We start from the raw sequence: 25,208 nt of genomic DNA, 5'->3' as shown, positions 1-25,208 counted from the left end.
CAGCTTCAAAGACTACTCCTTTAATAAAGGTGTGGCGGAGAAGATGCATTTCCTTGCCTACAAGCAATGCTGACTCTTTCTAAGGTCTCGTCCGTACTTCAAAAATTTCATTTTCGGCAACAGCAAAAATGCGGTCTGACTTTTTAGGACGAATGACGTAGCCTCCAGTAAGGCTACCGAAGGCAGGAATAGTCAGACACTCTTTTTCAAGGTGAAAGCAGGGAAGTTTCATTCGTAAAGGACCTTCATGAATCGAGACAAGCGGGTGAGTGTGCCCTTGAATTTGAAAGAAGGCAGAGCTTCGATATTTATGCCCGTGCGTAAAAAGAAAGGGTGGATATTCCAAATCCTCACTCACTATGTGGAAGGGGAACTCTTTTAAAAGCTCAAAGGCATTTCCTTCGTGATTACCAAGAAGCAGTGTCCAATGCACATGGCTGTGCCTGTGGAAAAATCTGTGAAGATCTCTAAAAACAAGTTCGCTAATACTGTGTTGAGTGTGAATCCAATCACCCAGAATAACGACTTTTTCAATGCGATGTTTTTCAATCAAGAAAGTCATTTTTTCTAAGTCTTCACGGTGGGCACCGGATGGTAAAGGTACGCCCGCGTGCTGGTAACTTTCGGCTTTACCAATGTGGATATCTGAAAGTCCTAAAAGTCTTTCTTTGTGCCAGTGAAACGCTTTCTCTGGAAGAAGCTCAATTTCTTCGTTCGTGAGTTGAATCTTCATTTTTCTTTTCCCAGGATTTTTTTAGTCGCGCAATTTTTGCTTCAAGACTTTCGTTCGATAACTTTCCGATTGCCAGATTTTCCACAATCAACGGAAATGCGAGAGGTGACGGAGACTCTAAGCGCACCCATACTGTTTTCATCGATTGTAGTCGCCGCAAAGTTTTCTTAATCCGGCTGCTTTCTAACGAATTTGAAAGTACTTCGTCCAGGCTTTGCTTAATAAGAAGATTGTTCGGCTCGTGTTTTTTAAATACTTCATACAGAAGGGACGAGCTGATCTGAAGCTGTCTTCCTGTTTTTGGAGAGCCCGGAAATCCCGTAAAGACAAGACCTGCGATTTGCGCGATTTCTCGAAATTGTCGCTGAGACAACTGTCCAATCTGAAGAGACTGGCCAATTTCTTCGATGAGTTGATCTTCACTATAAAAATCATCATCGAATAGATCTTGGAATCCATAATCAACAGGGCCGACAATTTCAAATCCATAGTCGTTCACTGAAAAAGAAAACGTCGTGGGTTTTCTTTGCGCGAATCTATATCCCCAAAGTTGCGCCAGACCTTCATGTACGGATTTTCCTTCGAAAGGATAAACGAAAAGATGTTCCCCTTCTTTTGAATGCCAATGTTCAATTAGAAAGGTATCTGCGTCTGGAAGAATCGATAGATCTTTTTGTGTTCCTAACAAGGGTTGTAATAAGCGATCTAAACCGGGATGCTTCATCGTTAAAACTTCGCGAAGAGCTTGGCCCAAAGTTTCTGAAATTGGAAAGCGTCCTCCATCCCAAGAAGGAATGACATTTGTTGTCGCCTTACTGGCTTTCACATACGCCGTCATGTCTTTCAGTAAGACGAACTCGAGTTTTTTGCCGGCAAACTGAAAGACGTCGCCTTTTTTGAGTTTAGAAATAAAATTTTCCTCGACAGATCCGATGCGCGATCTATTGGTGTATGAGACTCTTACGGACTCTCTAGAGACAATAGTTCCAATACTCATTCGGTGGTGGCTTGCGACGCGAGAATTTGCGGGCCGGTATTTGCCGGTCTCTTCCTCGTAAACAAGTTTATGAAACTGCTGATAGGACTGAAGTGTTTCGCCGCCTTTCGTAAGAAACTGGCGACACCAGTTGAGTTCCTCAGGTGTGATGTCCGAGAAAGAATAGGTTTCTTTCAATGACAGCCAGAGTTCATCTAGTCTAAGTCCGGGTCCGCATGCCAGAGTCATCATATGTTGCAACAAAACGTCGATTGGTTTCTTTAAAGGCCTTCTTGGTTCAATGCGCTTGTCTTTCAGGGCTTTTTTTACCGCTTCTAATTCAAGAATTTCCCAAGAGTTCGTAGGAACAAAAAGAAGTCGACTTTTTCCCCCGGGCCGGTGTGCAGAGCGACCCGCTCTTTGAATCATGCGAGCGACCATCTTGGGACTTCCGATCTGTACGACGCGTTCAACGGGTTGGAAGTCGACGCCCAGGTCTAAGGACGAAGTACAGATCACCCACTTTAAAATTCCTTCTTTAATGCCTTCTTCAACGGCCTCGCGCTCTTCTCTTTCTAAAGAGCTGTGGTGCAAAGCCATTAAAGGCTCCATTTCGGGTTTCATGGAAAGAATTGTTTCAAACCACTTTTCCGCTTGTGAGCGAGTGTTTGTAAAAATCAGAGTCGAAACATCGGGATCAAGCTCCTCTAAAAGAGATTCTTTCAAACTTAAACCCAAGTGCCCTGCCCACGGAAAGCGGTCGATTTTTTTAGGCAAAAGCGTATCTAAATCTAAGTTGCGATCAGAGCCTCCAGAAATGATGACGGGCTCTTGTCCGCGGCCGACGGCAACTTGGGCCGCTTCACTAAGATTGGAAATTGAAGCCGACATGGCCCACGTCTGAACTTCTGGGTTCAGACTTCTTAGATATGAAAGTGAGAGTTCAATAAGACTTCCACGTTTGCTGGACATTAGTTCATGCCACTCATCCAGGATGACGACTTCGACGTTCTTCAGAATTTCTTCGGCATCCAGCTGAGAAATAAGTACCGCCAGGGATTCGGGTGTGGTCAGCATTAAATCCGAAGGATCTCGCAATTGTTTTTTCTTTAAAGAGAGGGAGGTGTCCCCGGTTCGTGAAGCAATTTTCAAGGGCCATTGCTCTTGTTGAATGGGTTCTAATAGCGCAAGTTCTAAATCGCGAGTGAGAGCGCGAAGCGGTGTGATATAGAGTGCCTTTAAACCTTTGCGCGGTTTGTTTAAAAATTTTGCGAAGGGCCCCATGGTGGCGGCGTAAGTTTTTCCGGAACCTGTAGGAATGTGCAAAAGTCCCGATTCCCCTTTTAAGAAGGCTTCCCAGGCTTGCACCTGAAAGGGAAAAGGCTTCCATTTGCGGTTTTTAAAAAAATCATTGATGGGTTTTAGTTCCTTCATGATCTTCCTGCCGCATCTAAAAGTTCTCGCGCTGTTTTTAGTGTGTCGGCATCATCTGGCTTTTTATCTTTACGCCATCTTAAGATACGCGGAAAGCGCACCGCTAAACCAGATTTATGCCGAGTGGATTCGGATATTCCTTCGAAAGCAATCTCAAAAACATGAAACGGTTGGACAGATCGTACGGGCCCGAATTTTTCAACGGTATGTCGACGAATCCAGTTATCCAATTCATCAATCTCGGTTTGATCTAATCCAGAGTATGCTTTGGCGAAGGGAGTGAGTTCATGTTGTTCATTCCAAAGTGCGAAAGTATAGTCCGTGTAAAGATTGGATCTGCGGCCTGTTCCTGCTTGGGCGTAAAGCAAGACTGCATCCAAAGTCAAAGGATCCACTTTGTACTTCCACCAGTTTCCTGTTTTTCTTCCTACAGTGTAAGAGCCGTTCCAATGCTTAATCATCAAACCTTCAGCATCGTTTTCTCGGGCATTGGCGCGCAGCTGATCTAAGGCCGATACGTCTTCTGCGTGCAGTACGGAAGATATGCGAATATTCGGATGATTGATTTTGGCCAAGGCTTTTTTTATGAATTCTTTTCTTTCTTTTAGGGGGCGATTCCTAAGATCCACGCCCTCATATTCAAGGCAGTCATAAACGATGTAACCAGCTGGTTTTTCTTTCAACAAAGTAGGACTGACTTTTTTTCGTCCCAGTCTTTTTTGTAAATCCTGAAAAGGCATGATGCGCCCTTCGGCAAAGACAAGTATTTCTCCATCAAGAACTGTTCCTGGCTCAAGCTTTTGTAGTTCCAAGGCGACGTCGGGAAAAGTGTGGGTGATTTGCTCTTCACCTCGCGACCAGATCCACAATTTGTCTTCGCGACGAATGACTTGAGCGCGGATGCCATCATATTTCCATTCTAAACACCAATCTTCAGCATTGTATGAGCTCTCACTTCGATCACTCCATGCGTGCGCCAAACAAAACGGATAAGGTTGAGAAAAGTTTAATTCGGTGGGTTCTGCAGAAATCAACTGCGCAAACGTGTCCTTTCCCGGTTTTATATCACCGGTCAGTCGATGCGCTACTTGATCCGTAGGTAGGGAATATACTTCGGCTATGGAACGGATCACAAGCTTGTCACTGACACCGACTCGAAAAGCGCCAGTGATAAGTTTATTTAGAATGAAAACTTCTTGGTAGGTTAGATCTTGCCACCATTCCAGCAGTTTTTCTGTTTGCGCCGGATCGTCTTTGAGTGCCGCTAAATTCGGAATTTCTTTTTCTAGCCACTTGGTTAAGGATTTTTCCTTTGAAGACGATTCTTCTCTGCACAGGTTGAGCGAATGAGCCAACAAACTTAATGTTTCGGCAGTATCCCCCACGTGATGGTAACTTTCATCATAAAGCCATTCAGGGTACCGCGTGGCTTGTAGAAAAAGATTTCTTAAATCTCGCGAAGTCAGAACACGTTTTGAAATTTTTCCGGTAAGAACCAGAATGGCCCACATCGCATCATCCGCTTTGGCCTTTTCGAAATATTTTTTAAGAGCAGAAACTTTTTCGTTCGTCGAAGTCGTTGAGTCCAATTCATCGTAAAGTTGCGCGAAAGCTTTCATGAAGCCTCCTCTTCGGCGGTGAATTGTGTTTCGAAGAAGCGAACGCTCTTACCTTTTTCTTCTAGGTAGCGTGCAAGGACGTCGGTTCTTCCATGAGTTAGGAAGATATCTGATGCTCCGGTTTCTTCAATTGTTTGATTGAGTTCATTCCAGTCAGCGTGATCAGAAAGCGCAAAACCTTTTTCGTACCCTTTTCTTCTGCGCGTTCCACGCACTTGCATCCATCCAGACAGGAATGCGGTTTGTGGTTCTTTAAATCTTTTCATCCAAGGTGAACGATGTGCCGAGGGCGGCGCAATGATAAGATCCCCTTTGAAGTTATATCCTTTTTCTTTAGACATAACCGAAAGTGTCGGCAGCATATCGATTCCGGCATCCCGATAAATCTGAGTCAGACCTTCCACCGCACCGTGAAGATAGACGGGTTGATCGGTGAATCTTTTAAGTTCCGCCAGAATTCTTTGCGCCTTTCCTAAGGCATAACAAAAAATCAGTGTCGGACGATCTAGATCCGCTTGCCACCAGTTATAGATTTTCTTTGCGGTGACTTCTCCTTGATCCCATTTATAAACGGGTAAGGCGAAAGTGGCTTCAGAAATAAAAGTGTCACATTGTTGTACTTCGAAAGCATCGCAAGAGGGATCAGGTGTTCGTTTATAATCCCCGGAAGCGACCCAAACATGATCTTTGTATTCTATGCGCACTTGAGCAGAGCCTAAGATGTGTCCCGCCGGATGGAAGCTCACCCAGACAGAGCCCATGCGAAACTTTTCTCCCCATTTTTTTCCAGCGACGTGCAGACCTTCACCCAATCTGGATTTGAGTAAAGCGAGGCCTCGTTCCGGAGCGTAATAGATCTTTGAGCCCCAGCGAGCATGATCGGAATGTGCATGCGTAATCAGTGCATGGCGCACAGGGCGCCAGGGGTCTATATAGAACTCGCCTAAATCACAATAAAGTCCTTCGGGTGTTACGCGAATAAGATCCATTCATTAAGCGTAACATCGTCAAAGAAAACGTCCTAAGGAAGGACGCCTGTGTTTTAGCAGCAGTATTTATTCAGGAAGAAGTCCGTCAGGAACCTGGCCATTTGCGATCGCTTTTGCAATTTTAAGATGGTCTGGGTGTCCTACGATGTTCACCACTTCGTTAAGTGGCAAAGGTTCTGGATTTGGGATTTTGGTTTTTTTCAAATCCATAATACGACGATAACTATCCTCAAGACGTTCCTTAGATAAAGAACCTTGAGCTGTCGCTTCTAGCACGGCTTCGTAAGCTTGAGGAGGAACTTCTGGGTCATTGCAATAAAGAAGTAAGTCGACACCAGCTTGTAAAGCACGCACTGGAACCTCAGTGATTCCATAGTGCTTCGTCATGGCCTTCATGCCTAAGTCATCAGTGATGATCAAACCTCTATATCGGCACTCATCACGAATGATTTTTTGAATGAAAGTTTCAGACAAAGTCACGGGCCAATCTGGATCAATTTTTGGGAACTTAATATGCGAAGTCATCACCATGTCGACGCGGGCTTTGAAGCTTTTTCTGAATGGAATAAGTTCGCAAGCCTCTAATCTTTCTAGGTCTAAATTTTCTACCGGGAGATCTTCATGGCTGTCCACGATCGTGTTGCCATGACCTGGGAAATGTTTTGCGCAAGTGATAATCTCAGATTTGATATAGCCACGCACCAAAGCGGAAGCATGTTTTGCCACGAGCTCAGGATCACTGCTGATAGAGCGGTCTCCGATGACGGTGTTTGCTTGGTTTGTGAAGATATCTACACACGGGGCGAAGTCTAAATTAATGCCGACGGCCTTCATTTCTTGACCCATGCGGTTGGCGAAATGAAAAGAAACGGTGGGCGCATCAAGATCACCTAGCTTACGAAGGGGAGGCCAAACTGTGAAAGGTGACTTCAGACGGTGAACGCGTCCACCTTCCATATCAATGCCGATGAATAACGGTGCTTTTTCGGCTTGCTGGTGACGCAAAGATTGAATCTCGGCACAGAGTTCACGAACTTGTTTTGGTTCTGCTACGTTTCGCCCGAAAAGGCACACGCCACCAATATTGTTCTCGACGATAAACTTTTTTTCTTCTGCAGTCAGAGCATGTCCGGAGATTCCAATAAAAAAGTGCTGACCAATGATATGACTGATGCTGCTCATGAACTAGTTTCCTTTATTTTCCGCTTTCTCGGGCTGAGCCTTAATAATAATTCCTTGTCCCTGAGGAACACCCATTTGTTTGGAAGGAGCTGGCGCGTTGGCTTCAGCCTCTTTGAGCTTCAAGGATCTATAAACAACATTAGCCTGACCCACCGGTACATTGCCAAACAAAGTTTTTAATAATGTGGCGCTGTAAGGAAGATTTGCTGTGGCCTCAGAAGGATTCGCAACTAACTCTGTAGTGATCCCTTGTCCCATAGCGTTTGTTCCCAGAACTTCTCCACGGTCATTCACATAGCTTAGAAACTTCATGTCCTTAAACGTGTTCAGGATTTTAAATACTTTAAATCCATTAAAAGTTTCTTCTTTGCCAACCAAAGCTTGTCCTTTAGTGATCGCGGCGTCCTCTTCGGCAATGGCTTGGTACTCATAGTTGGTTTCCGAACGAAGACCTTCTTTACTTTTTAACATCAAATAGACCAGGAAAGTGGAAAGAAAGGTTCCTTTGGGAATTTTCTTTTCAATTCGCTGGGTTTTTCCTCCGGAAAGGATGACTCCGCTCATCGTGCCGTTCTTGAACTTGGCATCAATAGTCTTACTTTCTTTGCCGGCAAGATTTGTGTACTCGTAAGAAATAGGTGCTAGTTCGGAGTCCGCTACGGCCTTCAAACTTTCAGTGACTTCTGTCGGTCCTTTTCCTGTTTTCAGGAAATAGGTAGAAATAAAGTGCTTCTTTTTAGCGTCGAACTCGTAACGGCTGATCACATACCCAATATGCTGATCGTTCGAAAGAATTTTCGAGTAACCTTCAAACAGAATTTCTGCTCGTGCCGCTAAAGAAAAAACGGACACCGCAACGGCAAGGAGAATGGATCGGACCATCGTCGAGTTCCCTCCATAGAACTATGTCCAAAAGTCTGTCATCTCACTATAGAACAAGTCAAAGTTTTAGAGGTCGAGTTATTGCTTCGAGACGCCGACTAAGAGACAATGTTTAAACACAATGTTGAACAGACGAAGCACTTTTAATCAGAATTTAAAAAACCGCAAAGGTCAGGTCGCACTTTTCGTCGCGTTGATCTTTCAAATTCTGTTTTTATTCTTCGCGATGGTCATCAACGTGGGCCTTTTAGTTCATCACAAAATCAATCTGCAAAACTCTGTGGATCTTGCTGCCTACTACGCAGCTTCAAAACAAGCAGAGAACATGAACTCGATAGCGCACATGAATTATCAGATTCGTCAAAGCTGGAAACTTCTAGCTTGGCGCTATCGTATGCTGGGCAGTGCGGGGGAGTGGTATCAGCATCCCTACGATAAAACAACTCGACAGCTAAAATCGGGAATGCTTGATGATATTGTCAATACGACGAATCCGATCGCTCGTGATTATCAAATAGCACCACCATTTTGTATTACCTATATTCCGTTTAAGCCGATGCCACCGGGAGAGAATACTTGCCGTAACATGGCTTCGATGAGATCGACTCGCCTGTGGGACGCTCCTGGCGTTATCGCGGGCCACCAAGCTTTCTCGCGACAGATTAACAATGCCAGTAACGTCTTAAAAAATAATGCGATTCAACGTTGCATGTACTTTGGTTCCTATAACTATTTGATGCTGGCGAAGTTCGTGGTCGGTTACAATCTGGATCAGAACAACCGTATGGAAGCTATCAAGCATCTTTCTAGAGCGACAAGTGGGACGAAGTCGGACTTCTATGATATTGATGGACAAAGCGTAAAGACGGGTGTTGAAAAAACGTTGGCAAATAATTTGACGGCGGCGAATCGTTCTACAGTCCGTATGGATATGTTCAACTCTTTAGGCTCCGGCGAGTGCAATGCCGAAGGCTTAGCAGATGGAGCACCCGCGAAGTGGTTAACGCCTATTCGCATTTATCCCGGCTTTCGATACATCGACACCATTTGTGGTGTGAATAACGAAATTAAAATCGTAGCTAAAGAGCATTCTAACAATCCGTATAGTTTCCCCCACCACAAAGGAAACACCGAGATGAGTGGCTCTATTGATAAGATGGCAGAGTGGATCGGGTATCGTACTGACCTGAATGACAATTTCAACTTTTCAATCGGTGTTGAAAAGAACCCTTGGTGTATGGCCTATACAGGCGTGTCGGCGACGACTCAGCCTAAAATTCCTTTTTCTCCTTTAGGTGCTATCACGCTAAAAGCGCGCGCTTTCTATAAACCGTTCGGGGGCCGAGTCGGTCCGTGGTATTACAAAAATTGGAATCGGGGTTCACGTTGGTCAGAGGGAAATCCTAACGATAAAACGGACCCGAATATGGCTCCTCGTGTGACAGACACGGCGGCTCTTTCAACTATCAGTGAAAGTTCTGAAGGTGTTGAAACTCGTGCAGCGAACTTCAGTCGTTTTGTGGGCGATAAGTTTGGCCTTAAAACTTATAAAATGCTTGGTCATTATGGTAAAGCCATCTACGAATTGGATTCAGGCTGGAGAAACGGTACGGCTCCGAGTGACGATTCGAGTGGTAACTCTGTTTATGACGGTGTGGACGCTCCTAACTTTGCTCACTGGGATGATCTTCCATTTGATTTTATCAATAGAGGCGGATCTGGTGACGTGATGGCCTTTGATAGAGTCGCGAACCGTCCGTCACCGATGAGAATTTTGGAAATGGCCGCGATTCTTCCAGACACTTTTGATACCGCTTACTATTCGATAGAGCCGGATTTTTATCATAACTATTATCTCCGTTTAAAAAATGGTTTCTTCGCAGGCCCAGGAACTGCTTTCAGCAGTAGCCAAGATTTGCGACCCGATCTTGGATATCGCAGAGGATACAAGCAGGGCTCCTACGACTATGAGAAGTTTAGTGTTAAGGATCAGTTTCAGGTTATCAATGACCCCGGAGACCTCGTGAACACTAGGGGCCTAGTGAAAGATCAATTCACATTTACGCTCAGTGATTGGAAGCATGTTCTGACTTCGTGGGCTCCTGTAGGGTTGAATAATTACTCGTTGGATACAAATAAGTTCGGAAAGTGCACGGATCTTCCTAAAGGTGCTGATAATAATTCTCCGAATCCACCCACTCCGGGCAACTGTATTATTGGTGGGACGACGGGATACGCCGTTAAAATGGTCTCTTCAGACTATTTGCGTTCAGCAGATCTAAAGCTGGGCGGTGAAGCCGCAGGTGCAGGACCCTTGTTAAATCCGCCTCCTGGCGACGACGAATTCTAAATAAATTTAGCTAGAGCGTCTCATTCTGATACGCCAAGAAAATACTCAAGAACGGTAGACCTTTGTCCGAAAAGTGAGACATAGGGGAATCTCATGAAAAGTCTATTTATCACCTATATATTATTGGGCTCGATGAGTCTCTATACTCCTCATTCTTTTGCAGCAGAGCTTTGGGATGCTCCAGGCGTAGTTGCAGGTCACCCGACTTTTGCAAAAAATGAAGCAGCAGCAGCTAAGCCTGCTGAAGCAAGTGCAGGTGGTGGCGGCGGTGACCCTTGCGCTGACACCGATGATGATAAAGCAAATGCGGCACCGGCTGGATCCGGGGTCACCTCAGGTGGTGTTACAGGTTCAACTCCAGATAAAGACTTAGCCGGTAAAGGCAAAAAAGAAACCTGCAACCAGATGAAAAGTATGATGGAGAACCTGAATGCCAATATTCAGGGTTACAAGCAGGGCGGCCTCGTTAATGATCAATATGAGCAAATTAAAAAGGGTTTTGAGCAGTACACGGGATGGAGACAATCCTGTTTAAACAATCACTCTCGTGCTTCAACTGTATGCCTTGAAGAGTACAGTCCTGATCTTGCATCTACCGCATCTAATATTAACATTCTGCTTTCAACTTTAGGTGGGATGGCAGTTAACGATGCTTGTAGTGGTTTTGCTAAAGCCATGGATATCGCAAAAGCGGGTTTGACTGCTTATACATCTGCTTGTGGTGTAATGAAAGCGGGTTGCGGCGTTTCGTGTGTAAAAGCCCGTTCAGGCTTAGAGGATATGCAAAAGTATGCGGCGGCTGCAGAAAAAAGTGCGCAGTGTGCTCCCAACCCTAATCCTGGACAAACTCAATTATGTGAATCGTATAAAGCCTCTTATCACAATGACCTAAAAAATATCATGCAATATGTGAAACAAGAGCAAGAGAAGGGTGACAAACGCTCGATCTCTGGAAAGGTCAGTCTTTGCACTGGCAAGTACGCTCAGCTTTTAGCTTCAGCAGGAGCGGGTATTATGTCTCTTGCAAATTCAATGAAGCAAGGTCAGAAGTGTGACGAAGATACAAGTGGTAGTACAACTCCAACCACAACAGCATCCACTGAAGAAAAATGTAAAGTCGCTGCCAATGCAAATTTGCCAGAGTGTATTTGTTTGGCAAATCCCAGAACTCCGGGTTGTTCTAACAACTACGAAAAGCCAGGTGAAAGTTCTGTCGCGGGTGGCGTAGGAACAGGTTCGACTGATAAATCAAATATCTCAGGTGACCGCAGTGTTGCCGGTCTTGGCGGCGGAAGCATTCCAGGTCTTGATTCACCAACAGGTGGAGCAAGCGGTAGCGGCGGTGACAGTGGTGGTATGCCTGGCGCACCTTCAGGCGGTGGCGCAGGTTTAGGTGGCGGCGGTGGTATCAGTGCCAGCGGCGATAAACCTTCTGAGGCGGCAGCAAAAGGTCTTGATGCAAATATTCTTGGCGGCACTGGTGGTGGCGGCGGAGGCGGTGGCTTCGGCAGCTTCGGTGGTGGCGGCGGAGATAAATATCGCGCCTACCTTCCAGGTGGAGCGAAAGATCCAAGCAAAGGTGTTGCAGGGCAACAGCAAGCTTGGAAAAACGAAGTGACTGGCCAGGGTGGTAAATCCAACTGGGAAAAAGTCAAAGAGCGCTACCGCGATAATAAAAACACTCTGTTAAATAACTAGGGGGCACGAATGACTCAAACATTCTTAAAATACATCTGTGCATTAAGTGTCGGGCTCTCGTCGAATTTTGCCTTCGGTGGTGCGGCAACTGTAACTCCCTCTGCGGCAACGCAAAAGGGACCAGGTACCGGAACTAAAACTACCTCTGGTGCTTCAAACGGTATTGAAACAACGGGTGGTGGACAGCCTTCCGTAAATAATTCTGCCGACCAGACCAAGGATTCAAACAGCGATGGTAAGGCCATGTCTTTCCTTACGGGCGGTATGTTTATCGCAATGGGAGCTGCCGATATTCAGGCGGGTACAGCTTGTTCTCCATCTCCTTGTAGCGCCTTAATTGCAAAAGGTGTGATGGAAGTGATGTTGGGTCTTCTTTCTATGAAGCAAGGTAAGTCCCACGGTAATTCTGCAAATATGGCCGGTCTAACAGGCTTTGATACGGATGGTCTTGGAGATTTAAACACCGGCGGTGGAACTTATGATCCGAGTGATCTAGGTGAAACGGCTAAGGATCCTCACACTGCCGCAGCGGCAAACAACATTAAGAAACTTGAAAACATGGGCATTATCGATGCCAAAAAAGGAACGGCGAAGATCGGAGATAAAACCTATAAACTCTCTGACTTCTCTTCCAAAGAGTCTATGGCAGCAGCTGGAATTCCTTCCGGCGCAATTGATGGTTTGATGTCACTAGCAGGTGCCATCGAGAAAAAAGCCGCAGAGAAAATGGAAAAGCTAAAAATCGGTTCTAAAACGGCAGCGAACGGCTTTGAAGAAGGCGGTGGCGGAGGTGTTTCTGGCTCCGGGCCTTCGGATTCAACAGACGACAGCACAGGGGGCGGAGCTTACGCGAGCGCTGACGGTGCCGGTCGTGGTGCTTTAGATCGTGATCCATCAAGTCTTGCGGGTATGCAGAAAAATTATAACGGTGAACCGATCGGTGTCGCTGCTGACAGTATCTTCTTGATGATGACTCGAAGATATAAAGTGAAAGAAAGCCAAGAGTCTTTCTTCACGGATGCGGAATTAGCACTGCAAAAATAAATGAAGAAAATCAAAAATAAAAAAACGGTGCTCTGAATAAGCACCGTTTTTTTATTTTAAATACTCTCGAGTAACAAAGTATTTGCGATCTGAGTTCCGGCGCTGACTTGAACGCCGTCGCCAACAATCACATTTTCTAACTGACAACCCGACGCGACGGAGCTTCCACTTCCAATACAGAAAAGACCTTGAATCTTTGAAGAGATATCAATCTTTGCACCTTCAGAAATGACTCTTTGTCCGCCAAATTCAGAAGTCACATGAACCGGTTTTGGAGCATAGTCTTGAATATTTGCGTTTAACGCTTTCTTTTGAAAAGAATCTTCCGTCGCTGCCAAATAAGAAAAACATTTTCGGCTGGCTTCCAGAAAGTCCCCGGGATTTCCTGTTTCAAACCAACTGCATTGAAACGGAAAGACTTTGACGATGTGACCTTTCTGAATAGCGACGGTCAAAGCATCATAAAGAATGTTGGATTCACCCTCTAATGGAATAAACGAAAATACTTCTTCAGAAAGAATTTGAACACCTACAAAGTGCCAAGCCTTCACGCTTCCGGGAATGGGTTGCTTTCCAAAACCTAACACGTTGTTGTTAGCATCTGTCCAGACGCCGCCAAACTGGGTTCCAACTCCTGGATGATCCATCACCATCAATGTCGCGATGGCTTTCGATTGGGAGTGCAAAGAAATGGCTTTATTAAGAACGCCCGAATCTTGCGGAAGAATGACTTCATCTGCGTTCATCATAATAAAGTCGCCGCCACCTTTAAAGTGCTCGCGAGCTTTACCCAACCCACCACCACTGCCAAGAATGGCTCCGACTTCGTTAGAAAAATGCAGGCTCTTTGCTTTGTGTGGAAGTCTGTGGAAAAGTTCGTGGATTTTCTTTGGCAGGTGATAAGTATTCACCACGAGCTTCTCAATACTAATTTCTCGCAGAAAACCTAACGAGTGAGCTGCCAAGGGAATCGTTAGAAACGGAATCGCGGGCTTAGGTAAAATAGTGGTATAGGGGCGAAGACGAGTGCCTTCGCCCGCCGCGAGCAACATCACATTCATAGTGATTCGTACTTTCTTTCCAATGCGCCAGAATCAATTAAGACATCCGCAAATGTTTTGTATTCTGGGAATTCATTGATCGCTTTCATCACACGACGAAGAGTTCCTGAAAGATATTTCAAGTAACGGCGGTCTTGGCGCAAGTGGAAGAAGCTAGCGAAACTTCCACAAGCTTTGAAGCAACGTTGAATCGATTGAAGCTCATAGATGCGATCAAAATGTTCGCGCGAGAAATCTTTAGGCAGATATTGCTTTGATTGGTCCAAGTAATAATTAATAAGTTTATTCGCCATTTCGTCGTTCATGTCGACGTAAGAATCGCGCATCAGGCTGACAAGGTCATATTGAATTGGGCCCAAGCGTGCGTCTTGGAAATCAATCACGCTCATTTGATCCAACTTAATCATCAGGTTGCGAGAATGATAATCGCGATGAGCAATGCGCTTAGGCTCTTTATCCAAACGCGTGCAGACATCTAAAAAGATATCAGAGATTTCTTTTTGTAGCTTTTCGTTGAATGAAAACTTCAGAACACCATGGATAAGGTTGTCCTTACCATAGTTCATTTCCCACAAGAACTTCTCAGTATTGAATTCGATTTTAAAAGCCGTGCAGTCCGATTTATTCAAAGTTGCTGGGTGATGAATCTTTACGATCTCATCAACGGCCATCTGATAAAAGTCCATCGAGGCTTCTTGATGCTGGCTTTCCCAGAACTTTCTTTCCAAAGTGAGATCACCTAGATCTTCCAGAAGAACCAATCCCTCTTCAGGGGACATGGAAACAACCTGAGGTACGTGAACTCCGTTTTTAGCAAAATGATTTAGGACGCTTAAGAACGGATAGTTGTCGGGCTGAAAAGGTTCCCAACGCATGAGGACCCATGATTGATTGTCCAGAACCACGCGGTAATAACGACGGTTGGAAGCATCTCCAGCTAAAGAGAAGACTTTATAGGAATCGCTTTGCAGCGAGCGAGAAAGAAATGGAACTAAGTATTCATCATGAGTGACCATAAGAAAAATTCTCACAGACACTCAGATGATTATCAAGAACTAAACTTTTAGGCGTCGATCGTGGAATCTTTCATAAAAAAGAGTTCCAGGACTTCCTTAAGACCCTGAGTCGTCAGAGGAGCACGGTCCACTTCAAAACAGTTCACGGAAAGTTCGTCGACAAGATCTGAGGCCAAATCAGAGCGAGTCAGCTCGTCCAAAGTGACTGCGGAACTCGTAATTAATAGAGGCTCTTCTGAAGAGCGCTCTTCAGCGATGTAATCCATCAAGAGTTCTTGTTCAGCCGCATTTAGCTTCTCAACATTCTCTACAAAGATTGTCATCGCACCCATTTTCGCAATGTCTTGCGCAGAGTGCAGCTGCCCTTTGATATCGTTGAAAGGAACAAAAGCCCAGCGTCCCGTGATTTCGTGAAGTTGAAGAGCGACTTTCTTATTTGTATTTTCAGAACGACCTTCAAGATGGATAAGCTGAGAAATCAGTTCCGTAGCTAGACCTTCGTTGAGGTCTAATTCGGTATCACTTAAAATCTCATCAATAGATGGCAAAGGATCTTCGCCAAACAAAGCCACGTTATCCAAAGTCAGGTTGGCTTTGCTGAGTTCTAAAAGATTCGACTCTTTTTGATCGAGGTACCACTTGTACATCGCAGGTTCTAAAACCATGCGTACTAACTGCGCCACCCCTTGACGCTTTTCTGCGTTGAGATCATCGGCGGAAGGAACAACGGCTGTTCCTAAGATAGATCCGTTCACACGAATCGGAATGTGAAGATCACGCCCCCGCGTGAACACATCTTCCGCACTAAGCTCTGCCAGATCCATCAACTGACGAACCTGTAAACCCTTCCCATAGCGGCTGGCGAGAATTTGCTTCAATCGATTTACGAATGAGCTATCCAATGTTGAGTTCTGCATACCCACGTACCCCTTACACTCAAAATCCATTAATACAAGACTAGTGCCAAGTTTTGGCGCTCAGGTGATTTGCCCGTAATTTCGTGGGCTTAAGTTATCAAGGTGATTAAAAAAATGGCGGCAAAAAGAGGTCTTAAAACCCGCTAAGTTTCGATCATACCAGTAAAATATTTAGGGTGGGTGCGGGGAGTGTCACTGTCGTTTCAGAAAAGAAAAGGACTCTGTTTTTAGCAGAGCCCTTTTTGATTCATTTAGAATTTCAAGAGTTAGCGAGCAAGCTTACGTTTATCAAGACCGTATTTTTCAACTTTCATGATAAGACCAGCGCGGCTGATACCCAATTCTTTAGCAAGTTTGGATTTGTTCCAACCTGTGCGGCGAAGACCTTCACGGATCATTTCGCGCTCTAGATCTTCCAACGCATCTTTTAACTTACCTTGCAAACGAGAACCTTGAACCTTGTTCTTTTCGCCAGCTTCCAAAACTTTTGGAGAAAGCAATTCTGCCATCAATTTTGTTTCGTCGCCGGAAAGAACACAAAGTCTTTCGATTTCATTTTGCAATTCACGCACGTTACCTGGCCATGGATAATCATACAGTTTTTCCAAAGCACGTTTTGTGATCTGACGTTTTGGTCCGCCTTGTTGATCGTGGATTTTACCCAAGAAGAAATCCACTAGGAATGGAATATCTTCTTTTCTTTCACGAAGAGGCGGAACGCGGATGTTGATAACATTCAAGCGGTAGTACAAGTCTTCACGGAAAGTACCTTGTTCAACCATCTCTTTTAAGTTGCGGTTTGTTGCCGCAACGATACGCACGTCGACTTTTCTTTGCTCAGTCGCACCCACCGGAGTGAATGTTCCCTCTTGCAATACGCGAAGAAGCTTTACTTGCATTTGTGGAGAAGTATCACCGATCTCATCCAGGAAGAATGTTCCTTTGTCAGCCATCTCGAAAAGACCTTTTTTATCTTTAAGAGCGCCTGTGAACGATCCTTTAACGTGACCGAAAAGTTCTGACTCCAAAAGGTTGTCATTGAATGCAGAACAGTTTTGGATGATGAAAGGTTTGTCTTTGCGGTTTGAGTTGTAGTGGATTGATTTTGCAATCAACTCTTTACCCGTACCGTTTTCACCTTGCACAAGCACTGTAGAATCCGCGCCTTTGATTTTATCCAAAAGAGCATACAGTGATTGCATTGGTTTTGATTTACCAATCATGTTGTCGTATTTAAAACGATTGCCAAGTTCTTTGTTCAATTCTTTGATGCGGTCTTCACGAGAAGAAATCTCTAAGTGAAGAGTCACGATCTCTTGAGCAACCAGTTCACAAAGCTCGCTGAAGTGGGCACGTTCTTGATCGTCCAAGAATTTCAATTTGCCCAAACATTTTTCGATAACTTCGCCAGACAAGCCGAAAGCTGCCAAACGGTCACGAATCTCAGACAAGCGAGAAGTGAAGTTTGAGTCGCGGAAGAAACCCATCGCAACCACAGTACCCACACAGTCATTGTCGATCATGATTGGGAAGACACCCGTGTCGAAACCAACCATGTCCCACTTGCGAAGGCTGTAGCGATTTTGTGAAGTGCGAAGATCATCCAAAGATTTTGTAACTAGCTCAGCAATGCTAGCTTGACCCGCTTCTTTTTTAACAAGAGCTGTGATAGCAGGATTGTTGAAAGTGACTTTATCAGAGTCATAACCTTTCAAAGCACCGCGCTCGTCAGTGAAGACAACGTCAATGTTCCACCATGCGCTGAGAATCTGTTTGAGCTTGTTGATCACATGTATATGTTCAAACTCATCCCAATTAATCATAAATCCGTTCCTTTCAGTTCAGTGACGAAAAAAGTGTCAAATCTTTTATCGTCAAGAAAGTAGACGAACTTTAGGTGGGACTGTCTAAAATGAGTGCGAATCTGGCAAAAGGCCAGATCGCGTGTCTCAGAGTGAGATTTATGTGTGTTGCAGGCTGTGAAAACGGAAGTATTCGCCCTGCTGGCCCAGAAGATGAGTATGATTTCCAACTTCGACGATCTCACCGTTCTTCAAAACGACGATCTTGTCAGCTTTTTGGATAGTCGATAGACGGTGAGCAATCACCAAGGCTGTACGGCCTTCCATCAAATGATCCAAGCCTTTTTGTACTTCGATCTCACTCGCTGTATCTAGAGCACTGGTAGCTTCATCTAAGATCAACAACGGAGCATCTTTAAACATGGCACGAGCAATGCTGATACGCTGTTTTTCTCCGCCAGAAAGAAGGTTTCCGCGATCGCCCACACGGCTTTCATAACCTTGAGGCATCTTCATAATGAAGTCGTGGGCGTTAGCCAATTTTGCCATCGCTAAAACATCGGCGCGGTTTCTATTGTAATCACCCGCCCAGATATTCTTTTCGATCGTGTCGCTAAATAGGAATACATCTTGAGTGACAAGTGCCACGTTACGACGCAGATCTTTTAGGTTCAAATCTAAGATATTAATATCGTCGATCAAAATTTCACCTGAAGTCGCATCAAAGAAGCGCTCAAGCAAGTTCACGATTGTGGATTTACCGCTTCCGCTGGCGCCAACAAGAGCGACAACTTCACCGCGATTGATCTCAAGATTGATGTTCTTAAGAATCATATCTTTACCGTAAGAGAAGCTGACATTGCGGTAAGTGATTTTTTTCCAGTTTTTTGGGAAAGGCTTATTCAACGGGCTTTGTGGAACTTCTGAAGGATCTTCGATAATAGAGAAGATACGCTGTACAGAGATTGTAACCTCTTGAATACGAACGTAAGCCTCTTGCACACGCTTGATCGGCTGATTGATCATCAACAATGAAGTTAAAAATCCAATGAATGTACCCGGCGTCGCTCTTCCGGCAGCCACTTCAAAGCTTGTGTAAAGAAGAACGCTTAAAAGTATGATCGTCGCGATAAATTCAGTTGCAGGACCCGCAGCTTCCTGGCGCTTGTAAATAGTCTTGCGAATGTCCAAGTATTTATTGGAATCATCGATAAGGCGTTTAGCCATATCTTTTTCAAGGTTGAAGGATTGAATGATACGAACCCCATCCAAGCTTTCCTTGATTGTCGAAGTCATATATTCCAAAGCGTCTCTTTCCTGTGGAATATATTTTCTCATACTGCGAGAGATTGATTTCAAAATCGCCGCGATGAAAGGAACCGCTACCATTGTTCCCAACGTCAACTTCCAGTCGATGCGGAATAGATTCGTAATAAGCGCGATCAATAAAAGAGGATGCAAGAAAATATCGGCAACAACTCGCAAACCATCCTGAATAGTACGGATGTCATTCAGGATACGGCTGATTAAGCCGCCGGAGCCTGCGTGGTAGTTATTATGGAAAGACAGATTTAAGCTCATGAATTTTTGCTGAAGCTTTTGACGGATGTTTTGCACCACGCACTCAGCAACGTAATTCATAAGATAAATATGATAGTAACGACCGACCGCCATCACTAAGGCTAGCCCTAGTGCTAACGGAACTAAGTTCATGATCTCATCATGTTTTGAGCCAGAAAGAGCATCGAACAAAGACTTTGTGAGGAAGGCAAACTTAGCAGCTGCTAATGCGTACGCAATCCCTGTGACGGCCACGATGGCGATTGTTTTTTTGTACGGTTTCAGCTCGGCAACTAACTTCTTAATCTCAGGTAACATCTTATTCCAACTTTAAGGACTTTTTTGGTCTTCTAAATAGCGCTTTAAATACTGGCCGGTCAGACTTTTCTTGGTCTTCATGATGTCCTCAGGAGACCCCACAGCCACTATGTTTCCGCCTTTTTTACCCGCTTCAGGCCCCAGGTCAATGACATAATCAGAACCACGAATAACATCCAAATTATGCTCAACCACGACGACGCTGCCGCCAGTTTCAATGAGTTTGCTTAGAACCTTCATCAGAAGGTCGACTTCACGGAAATGCAGCCCGGTTGTCGGCTCATCTAGAATGTAGAGCGTTGCCTTCTGATTTACCTGAGAAAGCTCTTTAGCAACTTTCAAGCGTTGAGATTCCCCACCACTTAAAGAGTTCGCTGGCTGGCCCAATTGAAGGTAATCCAAGCCGACTTCCTTAAGGACACTCAAAGGCTTACGAATGTTCGGGTGAGCCACGAAGAAATTCATAGCTTCACTCACGGTCATCGAAAGGATTTCGTGAATATTTTTATTTTTGTACTGAATTTCTAGAATTTCAGGGCGGTATTTTTTGCTATCGCAGACATCACACGGAATAACAACGTTATCCATGAACATCATATCGATCTCTTCATAACCCGTGCCTTTACAAGCAGGACAGCGTCCTCCATCCACATTCAAGCTGAATGTTCCAGGAGTATATCCACGAGCTTGCGCTTCTTGCGTGCCAGCCATGATTGTACGAATGGCATCAAAAGCTTTAAGATAAGTGATCGGCGAGCTGCGCGCAGATTTACCAATCGGAGATTGATCAATCAAAAGCACGTTCTTAATATGCTCTGTGCCTTCAAGGCCTGCGTACTCTTGCGCCGGAAGATATTCTAAATCCAAAGCGCGCGCCAATGCAGGGTAAAGCGTCTTAGTTACTAAAGTCGATTTACCAGATCCACTGACGCCAGTGACTGTTACCAGGCGGTTAAGTGGAATCGTCACATCCAGGTTTTTTAGGTTGTGACCTTTCGCGCCTTTTAGTTCGAGCTTCACTTTATAGGAATCAACATCCACCGGGCGGGACACGCGAAGTGGAGCTTTGTTTTTATCTGGTTTAAGATAAGGAACCGTAACAGACTTTTCAAAGTCATAGAAGTCTTCGGTCGCACCAGAGTAAACGACCTCGCCACCCAGGTAACCAGAACCAGGTCCCATTTCAATAATATGTTCACTGGATTTAATAACATCATGATCGTGTTCAACGATCACTAATGTGTTACCAAGTTCTTTCAAGTCCTTAAGAATAGAAATCAAACGATCATTATCGCGAGGGTGAAGGCCTACGGTCGGTTCATCCAGGACATACAAGGCTTGCGATAAGCCCATACCCAGTTGATTGGCTAAAATCAAACGCTGGTATTCACCACCAGAAAGAGTTCTAGTTTCACGACTTAATGAAAGATAGTGAACTCCCACGCGCATCAGGAATTCAAGACGTGAACGAATTTGTTTTAAGACTTCGCCGGCAAGTTCTTGATGATGAGCGGACACCTCTAGTTTTTGGAAAAACTGATGCAAGTCTTCGATCGTCATCGTTGAAAGATCATTGATATTCGCATTCGCCACTAAAACGTTGTTAGCTTCAGGACGAAGGCGCGCTCCTTTACATGTCGGACACAAGAAAGGACTGCGAAAGCGCGAGATGAACACGCGCACGTGCATTTTATATTTAATCTGATCTAAGTATTCAAAAAGACCGCGCACGCCGAAGAATTCTTTATTCCCATTCCAGATAGTATCGCGTTGCGCTTTGGGAAGATCCTTCCACGGAGTGTGAACATCAATCTTCGCTTTTTTACAGTAGCTAAGAAGCTGTTTCTTTTCATGAGCTGCACTAGGCATCCAGAAAGGACTCAAAGCCCCTTGCGCCAAACTCATATTTGGGTTTGGAATCACTTTGCCTTCATCAATATCCAGCGTGTTTCCAAAACCCTTACATGTCGGGCAAGCCCCGATCGGAGAATTAAAACTAAAAAGACGAGAGCTTAGCGGTGGTGGAGTGTATCCACAAACAGGACAAGAAGATTCTTCGCTCACTTGCAAGCGTTGACCTTCAGTAGTCAAAATTGTCGCGCGACGAGTGATGTTTGTCGTATTGTACTTAATACTTGCTTCGTAAGCTTGAGTTAAAGAGTCCGCGATACGCCCACGTTCATCTTCGTTAAAGCTCATACGATCAATAACAAGATAGAAAGTTTCTTTCGGAAGACCTTTTTTTATGGCCGTCGCATCACCAATTTCAACAACAGTTCCCATTTCTTCGTGAGTCAATCCGCTGGGAACAACGGGAGCCGCCGGCACAAATTCAGGTGTCGCGCGTTTTGAAACTTTTTTGGCAGATTTTTTTGTCGCGGCTTTTTCAGGAGCAGGTTTCGTATCTGTTCCTTTCGGAATATAGATACGCAAGTAACCATCTTGCAAAAGAAGAGAATGAAGTTTTTTACCTTCAGCAACACGTCCGTCTTCACTGATCTCGACTAAAATGTAACCGCGCTTGCCGGAAAACTCTTTGATCGTTTTCGCTGTGGCTTCAGTCACACTTTCTTTTTCAGTCGGACAGTGATGAGTCGGGCAGTAAGACTTCCCAATTTTTTCGTAAAGCAGACGAAGATAGTCGATGATCTCGGTCGTTGTACCTACAGTAGACCGCGAACTCTTCACCGTGTTTTTTTGCTCAATCGAAATAGCTGGTGGAATATTGCTAATGCCTTCGATGTCAGGCTTTGGCGCTTTATTCAAAAACTGTCGAGCATAGTTCGACATACTTTCGATGAAGCGGCGCTGGCCTTCGGCAAAAAGAGTTTCGAAGGCAAGCGAAGACTTTCCTGAACCACTGGGGCCGCAAATCACTGTCATAGATCCGACAGGAATTTTAACCTCAATGTTTTTTAGATTGTTCTGTTTCACCCCCCAGAGGTGAATATCTTTCATTCAGAGAGATCCTGTTTGTAAAAGTCTGTTGCTTCTTCCGCTTTGCTTGAAGAAAGAGTTGGTTCTGTCCCTTCAACAAAGGCCTGACGAATAATTTTTTTAGTAGAAGCTGAAGCCAGTTTTCCGGTGTCAGCGTCGATATTAGCAAATACGATACCTTCAGGAACTGGGAAAGTCATCTGAGGAAGTCCCTCATGAGCGGCTTTCATGTAATCTACCCATATAGGTAACGCCGCACGTCCACCGACCTCGCCTTTACCGATACTCTTTTCTTTGTCAAAACCCACCCAAACACCTGTCGCGATTTGTGGGCTGTATCCGATAAACCACGCGTCATAGTAGTTGTTGGTTGAGCCGGTTTTTCCAGCGACTTCACGACCGACTGCGCGGGCTCTTCCACCTGTACCGCCAGCATCTTCAACGACGCCTTTTAACAGCGTCGTCATTACGTAAGCTGTTGTGGGACGAATCAACTGATCTGCATCTTGAAAGAAAATGCTTTCATCTAGTTTCGCGTGCTTAGGGTCTTTCTTTTTAAGCTCTTCGACTTTGGCTGGATCGTTCACGATCTCCATATAAGCCTTGCGACGAGTTTCGAATTCATCGTTAATCGCTTTGATCTCTTTTTCAAAACGAGTGTCCAGGCTCATAGTGTTTAACAATGATTTACCTTGAGCGTCTTCCACTTTGTGAATCAACAGCGGAGAAATTCTTTTTCCAAGGCGACCGAACTCAGCAAAGACTTTTGTCATTTCATATAAAGTCACGCTGCTTGAACCCAGTGCCAATGTGAAGTCTGGATTCAGAGGAGAATAGATTCCCAAGCGTTTGGCATAATCCATCGCCCAAGGAACACCAACGTCTTCAATAATTTTCACCGTCGGGATGTTCAAAGATTTCACGAGGGCATTACGGAACATGATATCGCCACCGAAACTTTTCGAGTGGTTGGAAGGTTTCCACACTTTTGGGTCTCCTTGACCTTCAGAATCATCCGCTGTTCCACCTTCTTCAAAGACAATCGGCGCATCCATGATGGGAGTTGCCGGTGTATAGCCTTTCTCTAAAGCCGAAGCATAGACAATGGCCTTAAACGCCGAACCTGTTTGGCGGGGGGCTTGAATTGCACGGTTGAATTCGCTTTTCGCAAAGCTAGAACCGCCGACCATCGCGACCACATCTTGAGAATCCTGGTCAAAAGAAATCAACGCGCCTTCTACGAGGGGTTCTTGATCTAATTCTAACGCAACAAACTTATTGAAATCAGGAAGTGCTGCCGTAGGTTTTTTCTTCGCATTTGCTAAACGGTTTGAAGAGAATTTTTCAGCGACAACTTTAACTAAGATCACGTCACCTTTACTCAAAGCCTGTGACGGCTTTTTAATTGCGCCTAAATCATAGCGAACTTCCGTGTCAGGCTTACGAGCCCAAGTCATCGAGTCAATATCAATAAGACCTTGACCCTCAGGCAACTTTACCGTCACCAGACCGGTGTCATCATTCACATCTTGAACTACACCTTGCACAGTGTCTTTCACCTTGATGTAAGACGGAAGCAGTCCTTCTTTTGTGTCTTTAGGCGGAACGATATCCGCGAACTTCCCATCAGGCAGAATAGTTCTTTCCGGAGTGAAGTCAGAAATTAATTTTTTCTGAGTTTCTTTTAAGAACTCTTCAACATCTTCAGCATCAGTGATGTTTTTGATCGGACCACGATAACCTTGACGCTTATCTAAACCCTTTAGGCCGGCAAGAACTGATTCTTGAGCTGCCAATTGTTTTTCTAGATCCAAGCTAGTGTGAATGCGAAGACCTTTATCAAGCACCATGTCTTCACCCAATTGAGTCACTAGAAGCTGACGAACTGTTTCTAAAAAGAACGGCGCATACTCTTCGTAATTTTCACGAACGAAAACTTTCACGGGTTCTTTGATGGCCGCTTCGGATTCTTCTTTTTTCACATAACCGACTTCGGCCATACGACGAAGTACGTAAATTTGACGTTCTTTCGCACGCACCGGATTGCGAACGGGGCTGTAGGCACTCGGTGCTTTAGGTAAGCCGGCAAGGATTGCAGTTTCAGATAAAGTCAATTTACTCGCAGGCTTATGGAAGTATGTTTGAGCCGCTTGTTCAATTCCGTAAGCGCCTTGTCCGAAGTAAATTTGGTTCAAATAAAGGAACAGGATATCTTCTTTGCTTAAGTTCTTTTCCATCTCGATCGCCAGAAGGATGTCGCGAACTTTACGAGTCAAAGTTTTTTCGTCCGTCAAAAGAAGCGTCTTTGCCACCTGTTGTGTGATCGTCGATCCCCCTTGAACGGAACGACCTGCACGTAAGTTGGCTAAAGCAGCACGGAAGATGGCTTGAGGATTGATCCCTTTGTGTTCAAAGAACTGATCGTCTTCCGCTGCCAGAAAGGAATTCACGACATGCTTAGGAATTTTATCGTAAGGAATGAGTGTTCTTCGCTCGCGAAAGAACTCGCCAATCTTTTTGCCGTGACGATCATAAACCTGACTCACCAAGAGCGGCTGATAGTCTTTGACAGTAATCAGTTGTGGAAGACCTGATTGAACGGATTTAACAATTAGATAGGCGCTAAGAATTCCGATGAGGCCAAGCGCGACAATAAACAGGGCGATCTTTTTAAACACGAGTGGGGGCTC

At 44.9% G+C, this 25,208-nt stretch carries 16 protein-coding genes; 3 read left to right on the top strand and 13 right to left on the bottom strand.

Annotated features, from left to right (window positions below; translation table 11 throughout):
- Positions 1–79: 79 nt before the first annotated feature.
- The 6 genes from pdeM to AZI85_RS02070 all read right to left on the bottom strand — a co-directional run bounded on the left by pdeM (position 80) and on the right by AZI85_RS02070 (position 7,815).
- Positions 80–733 carry a ligase-associated DNA damage response endonuclease PdeM gene (gene pdeM / locus AZI85_RS02095; protein WP_063242512.1) on the bottom strand — a complete coding sequence of 218 codons (654 nt, stop codon included), beginning with the start codon at positions 731–733 and terminating at the stop codon, positions 80–82.
- On the bottom strand, positions 702–3,143 hold the full coding sequence (locus AZI85_RS02090) for a ligase-associated DNA damage response DEXH box helicase (protein ID WP_063242511.1): 2,442 nt from the start codon (positions 3,141–3,143) through the stop codon (positions 702–704). Before AZI85_RS02090 ends, pdeM begins: the two co-directional genes overlap by 32 nt.
- Positions 3,140–4,762: an ATP-dependent DNA ligase gene (locus tag AZI85_RS02085; RefSeq protein WP_063242510.1), complete on the bottom strand. Its 1,623-nt coding sequence runs from the start codon at positions 4,760–4,762 to the stop codon at positions 3,140–3,142. The genes AZI85_RS02090 and AZI85_RS02085 overlap by 4 nt, the downstream gene beginning before the upstream one ends.
- Positions 4,759–5,751: a ligase-associated DNA damage response exonuclease gene (locus tag AZI85_RS02080; RefSeq protein ID WP_063242509.1), complete on the bottom strand. Its 993-nt coding sequence runs from the start codon at positions 5,749–5,751 to the stop codon at positions 4,759–4,761. The genes AZI85_RS02085 and AZI85_RS02080 overlap by 4 nt, the downstream gene beginning before the upstream one ends.
- A 66-nt stretch (positions 5,752–5,817) precedes the next feature.
- The gene (gene nagZ, locus AZI85_RS02075; protein ID WP_063242508.1) at positions 5,818–6,933 is read right to left on the bottom strand and encodes a beta-N-acetylhexosaminidase; all 1,116 of its coding nucleotides are present in this window, start codon (positions 6,931–6,933) and stop codon (positions 5,818–5,820) included.
- Between the two features lie 3 nt (positions 6,934–6,936).
- Positions 6,937–7,815, bottom strand: a complete 879-nt coding sequence (locus AZI85_RS02070; RefSeq protein ID WP_063242507.1) for a hypothetical protein — start codon at positions 7,813–7,815, stop codon at positions 6,937–6,939.
- A 121-nt stretch (positions 7,816–7,936) separates the two neighbouring features.
- On the opposite strand from AZI85_RS02070, the gene AZI85_RS02065 reads away from it, so the two are divergent.
- From AZI85_RS02065 to AZI85_RS02055, 3 genes are all read left to right on the top strand, one after another.
- A complete protein-coding gene (locus AZI85_RS02065) occupies positions 7,937–10,165 on the top strand; it encodes a Tad domain-containing protein (RefSeq protein ID WP_063242506.1) in 2,229 nt (742 codons plus the stop codon).
- A gap of 93 nt (positions 10,166–10,258) precedes the next feature.
- Positions 10,259–11,863: a hypothetical protein gene (locus tag AZI85_RS02060; RefSeq protein ID WP_063242505.1), complete on the top strand. Its 1,605-nt coding sequence runs from the start codon at positions 10,259–10,261 to the stop codon at positions 11,861–11,863.
- 9 nt (positions 11,864–11,872) lie between these two features.
- Complete coding sequence (locus AZI85_RS02055; RefSeq protein ID WP_063242504.1) at positions 11,873–12,907, top strand: hypothetical protein; 1,035 nt, start codon at positions 11,873–11,875, stop codon at positions 12,905–12,907.
- Between the two features lie 56 nt (positions 12,908–12,963).
- On the opposite strand, the gene AZI85_RS02050 is transcribed toward AZI85_RS02055, so the two are convergent.
- The 7 genes from AZI85_RS02050 to AZI85_RS02020 all read right to left on the bottom strand — a co-directional run bounded on the left by AZI85_RS02050 (position 12,964) and on the right by AZI85_RS02020 (position 25,196).
- Positions 12,964–13,968, bottom strand: coding sequence for a sugar phosphate nucleotidyltransferase (locus tag AZI85_RS02050; RefSeq protein ID WP_063242503.1), 1,005 nt, complete (start codon positions 13,966–13,968; stop codon positions 12,964–12,966).
- The gene (locus AZI85_RS02045) at positions 13,965–14,999 is read right to left on the bottom strand and encodes an aminoglycoside phosphotransferase family protein (protein WP_253720790.1); all 1,035 of its coding nucleotides are present in this window, start codon (positions 14,997–14,999) and stop codon (positions 13,965–13,967) included. Before AZI85_RS02045 ends, AZI85_RS02050 begins: the two co-directional genes overlap by 4 nt.
- Positions 15,000–15,031: 32 nt before the next feature.
- Entirely contained in the window at positions 15,032–15,901 is an 870-nt protein-coding gene (locus tag AZI85_RS02040; RefSeq protein WP_063242501.1) for a hypothetical protein, read from the bottom strand.
- A 266-nt stretch (positions 15,902–16,167) separates the two neighbouring features.
- Complete coding sequence (locus tag AZI85_RS02035; RefSeq protein WP_063242500.1) at positions 16,168–17,724, bottom strand: sigma 54-interacting transcriptional regulator; 1,557 nt, start codon at positions 17,722–17,724, stop codon at positions 16,168–16,170.
- A 138-nt stretch (positions 17,725–17,862) separates the two neighbouring features.
- Complete coding sequence (locus AZI85_RS02030; protein WP_063242499.1) at positions 17,863–19,581, bottom strand: ABC transporter ATP-binding protein; 1,719 nt, start codon at positions 19,579–19,581, stop codon at positions 17,863–17,865.
- 12 nt (positions 19,582–19,593) lie between these two features.
- Positions 19,594–22,539: an excinuclease ABC subunit UvrA gene (gene uvrA / locus AZI85_RS02025; protein ID WP_063242498.1), complete on the bottom strand. Its 2,946-nt coding sequence runs from the start codon at positions 22,537–22,539 to the stop codon at positions 19,594–19,596.
- Positions 22,536–25,196 (bottom strand): penicillin-binding protein 1A, encoded by a 2,661-nt coding sequence (locus AZI85_RS02020; RefSeq protein ID WP_063242497.1) that lies wholly within the window; start codon positions 25,194–25,196, stop codon positions 22,536–22,538. The genes uvrA and AZI85_RS02020 overlap by 4 nt, the downstream gene beginning before the upstream one ends.
- Between the last annotated feature and the right edge of the window lie 12 nt (positions 25,197–25,208).

This window comes from Bdellovibrio bacteriovorus, from assembly GCF_001592755.1.
GTDB lineage: Bacteria > Bdellovibrionota > Bdellovibrionia > Bdellovibrionales > Bdellovibrionaceae > Bdellovibrio > Bdellovibrio bacteriovorus_E.
This window is presented reverse-complemented; position numbering and strand designations above follow the sequence as displayed.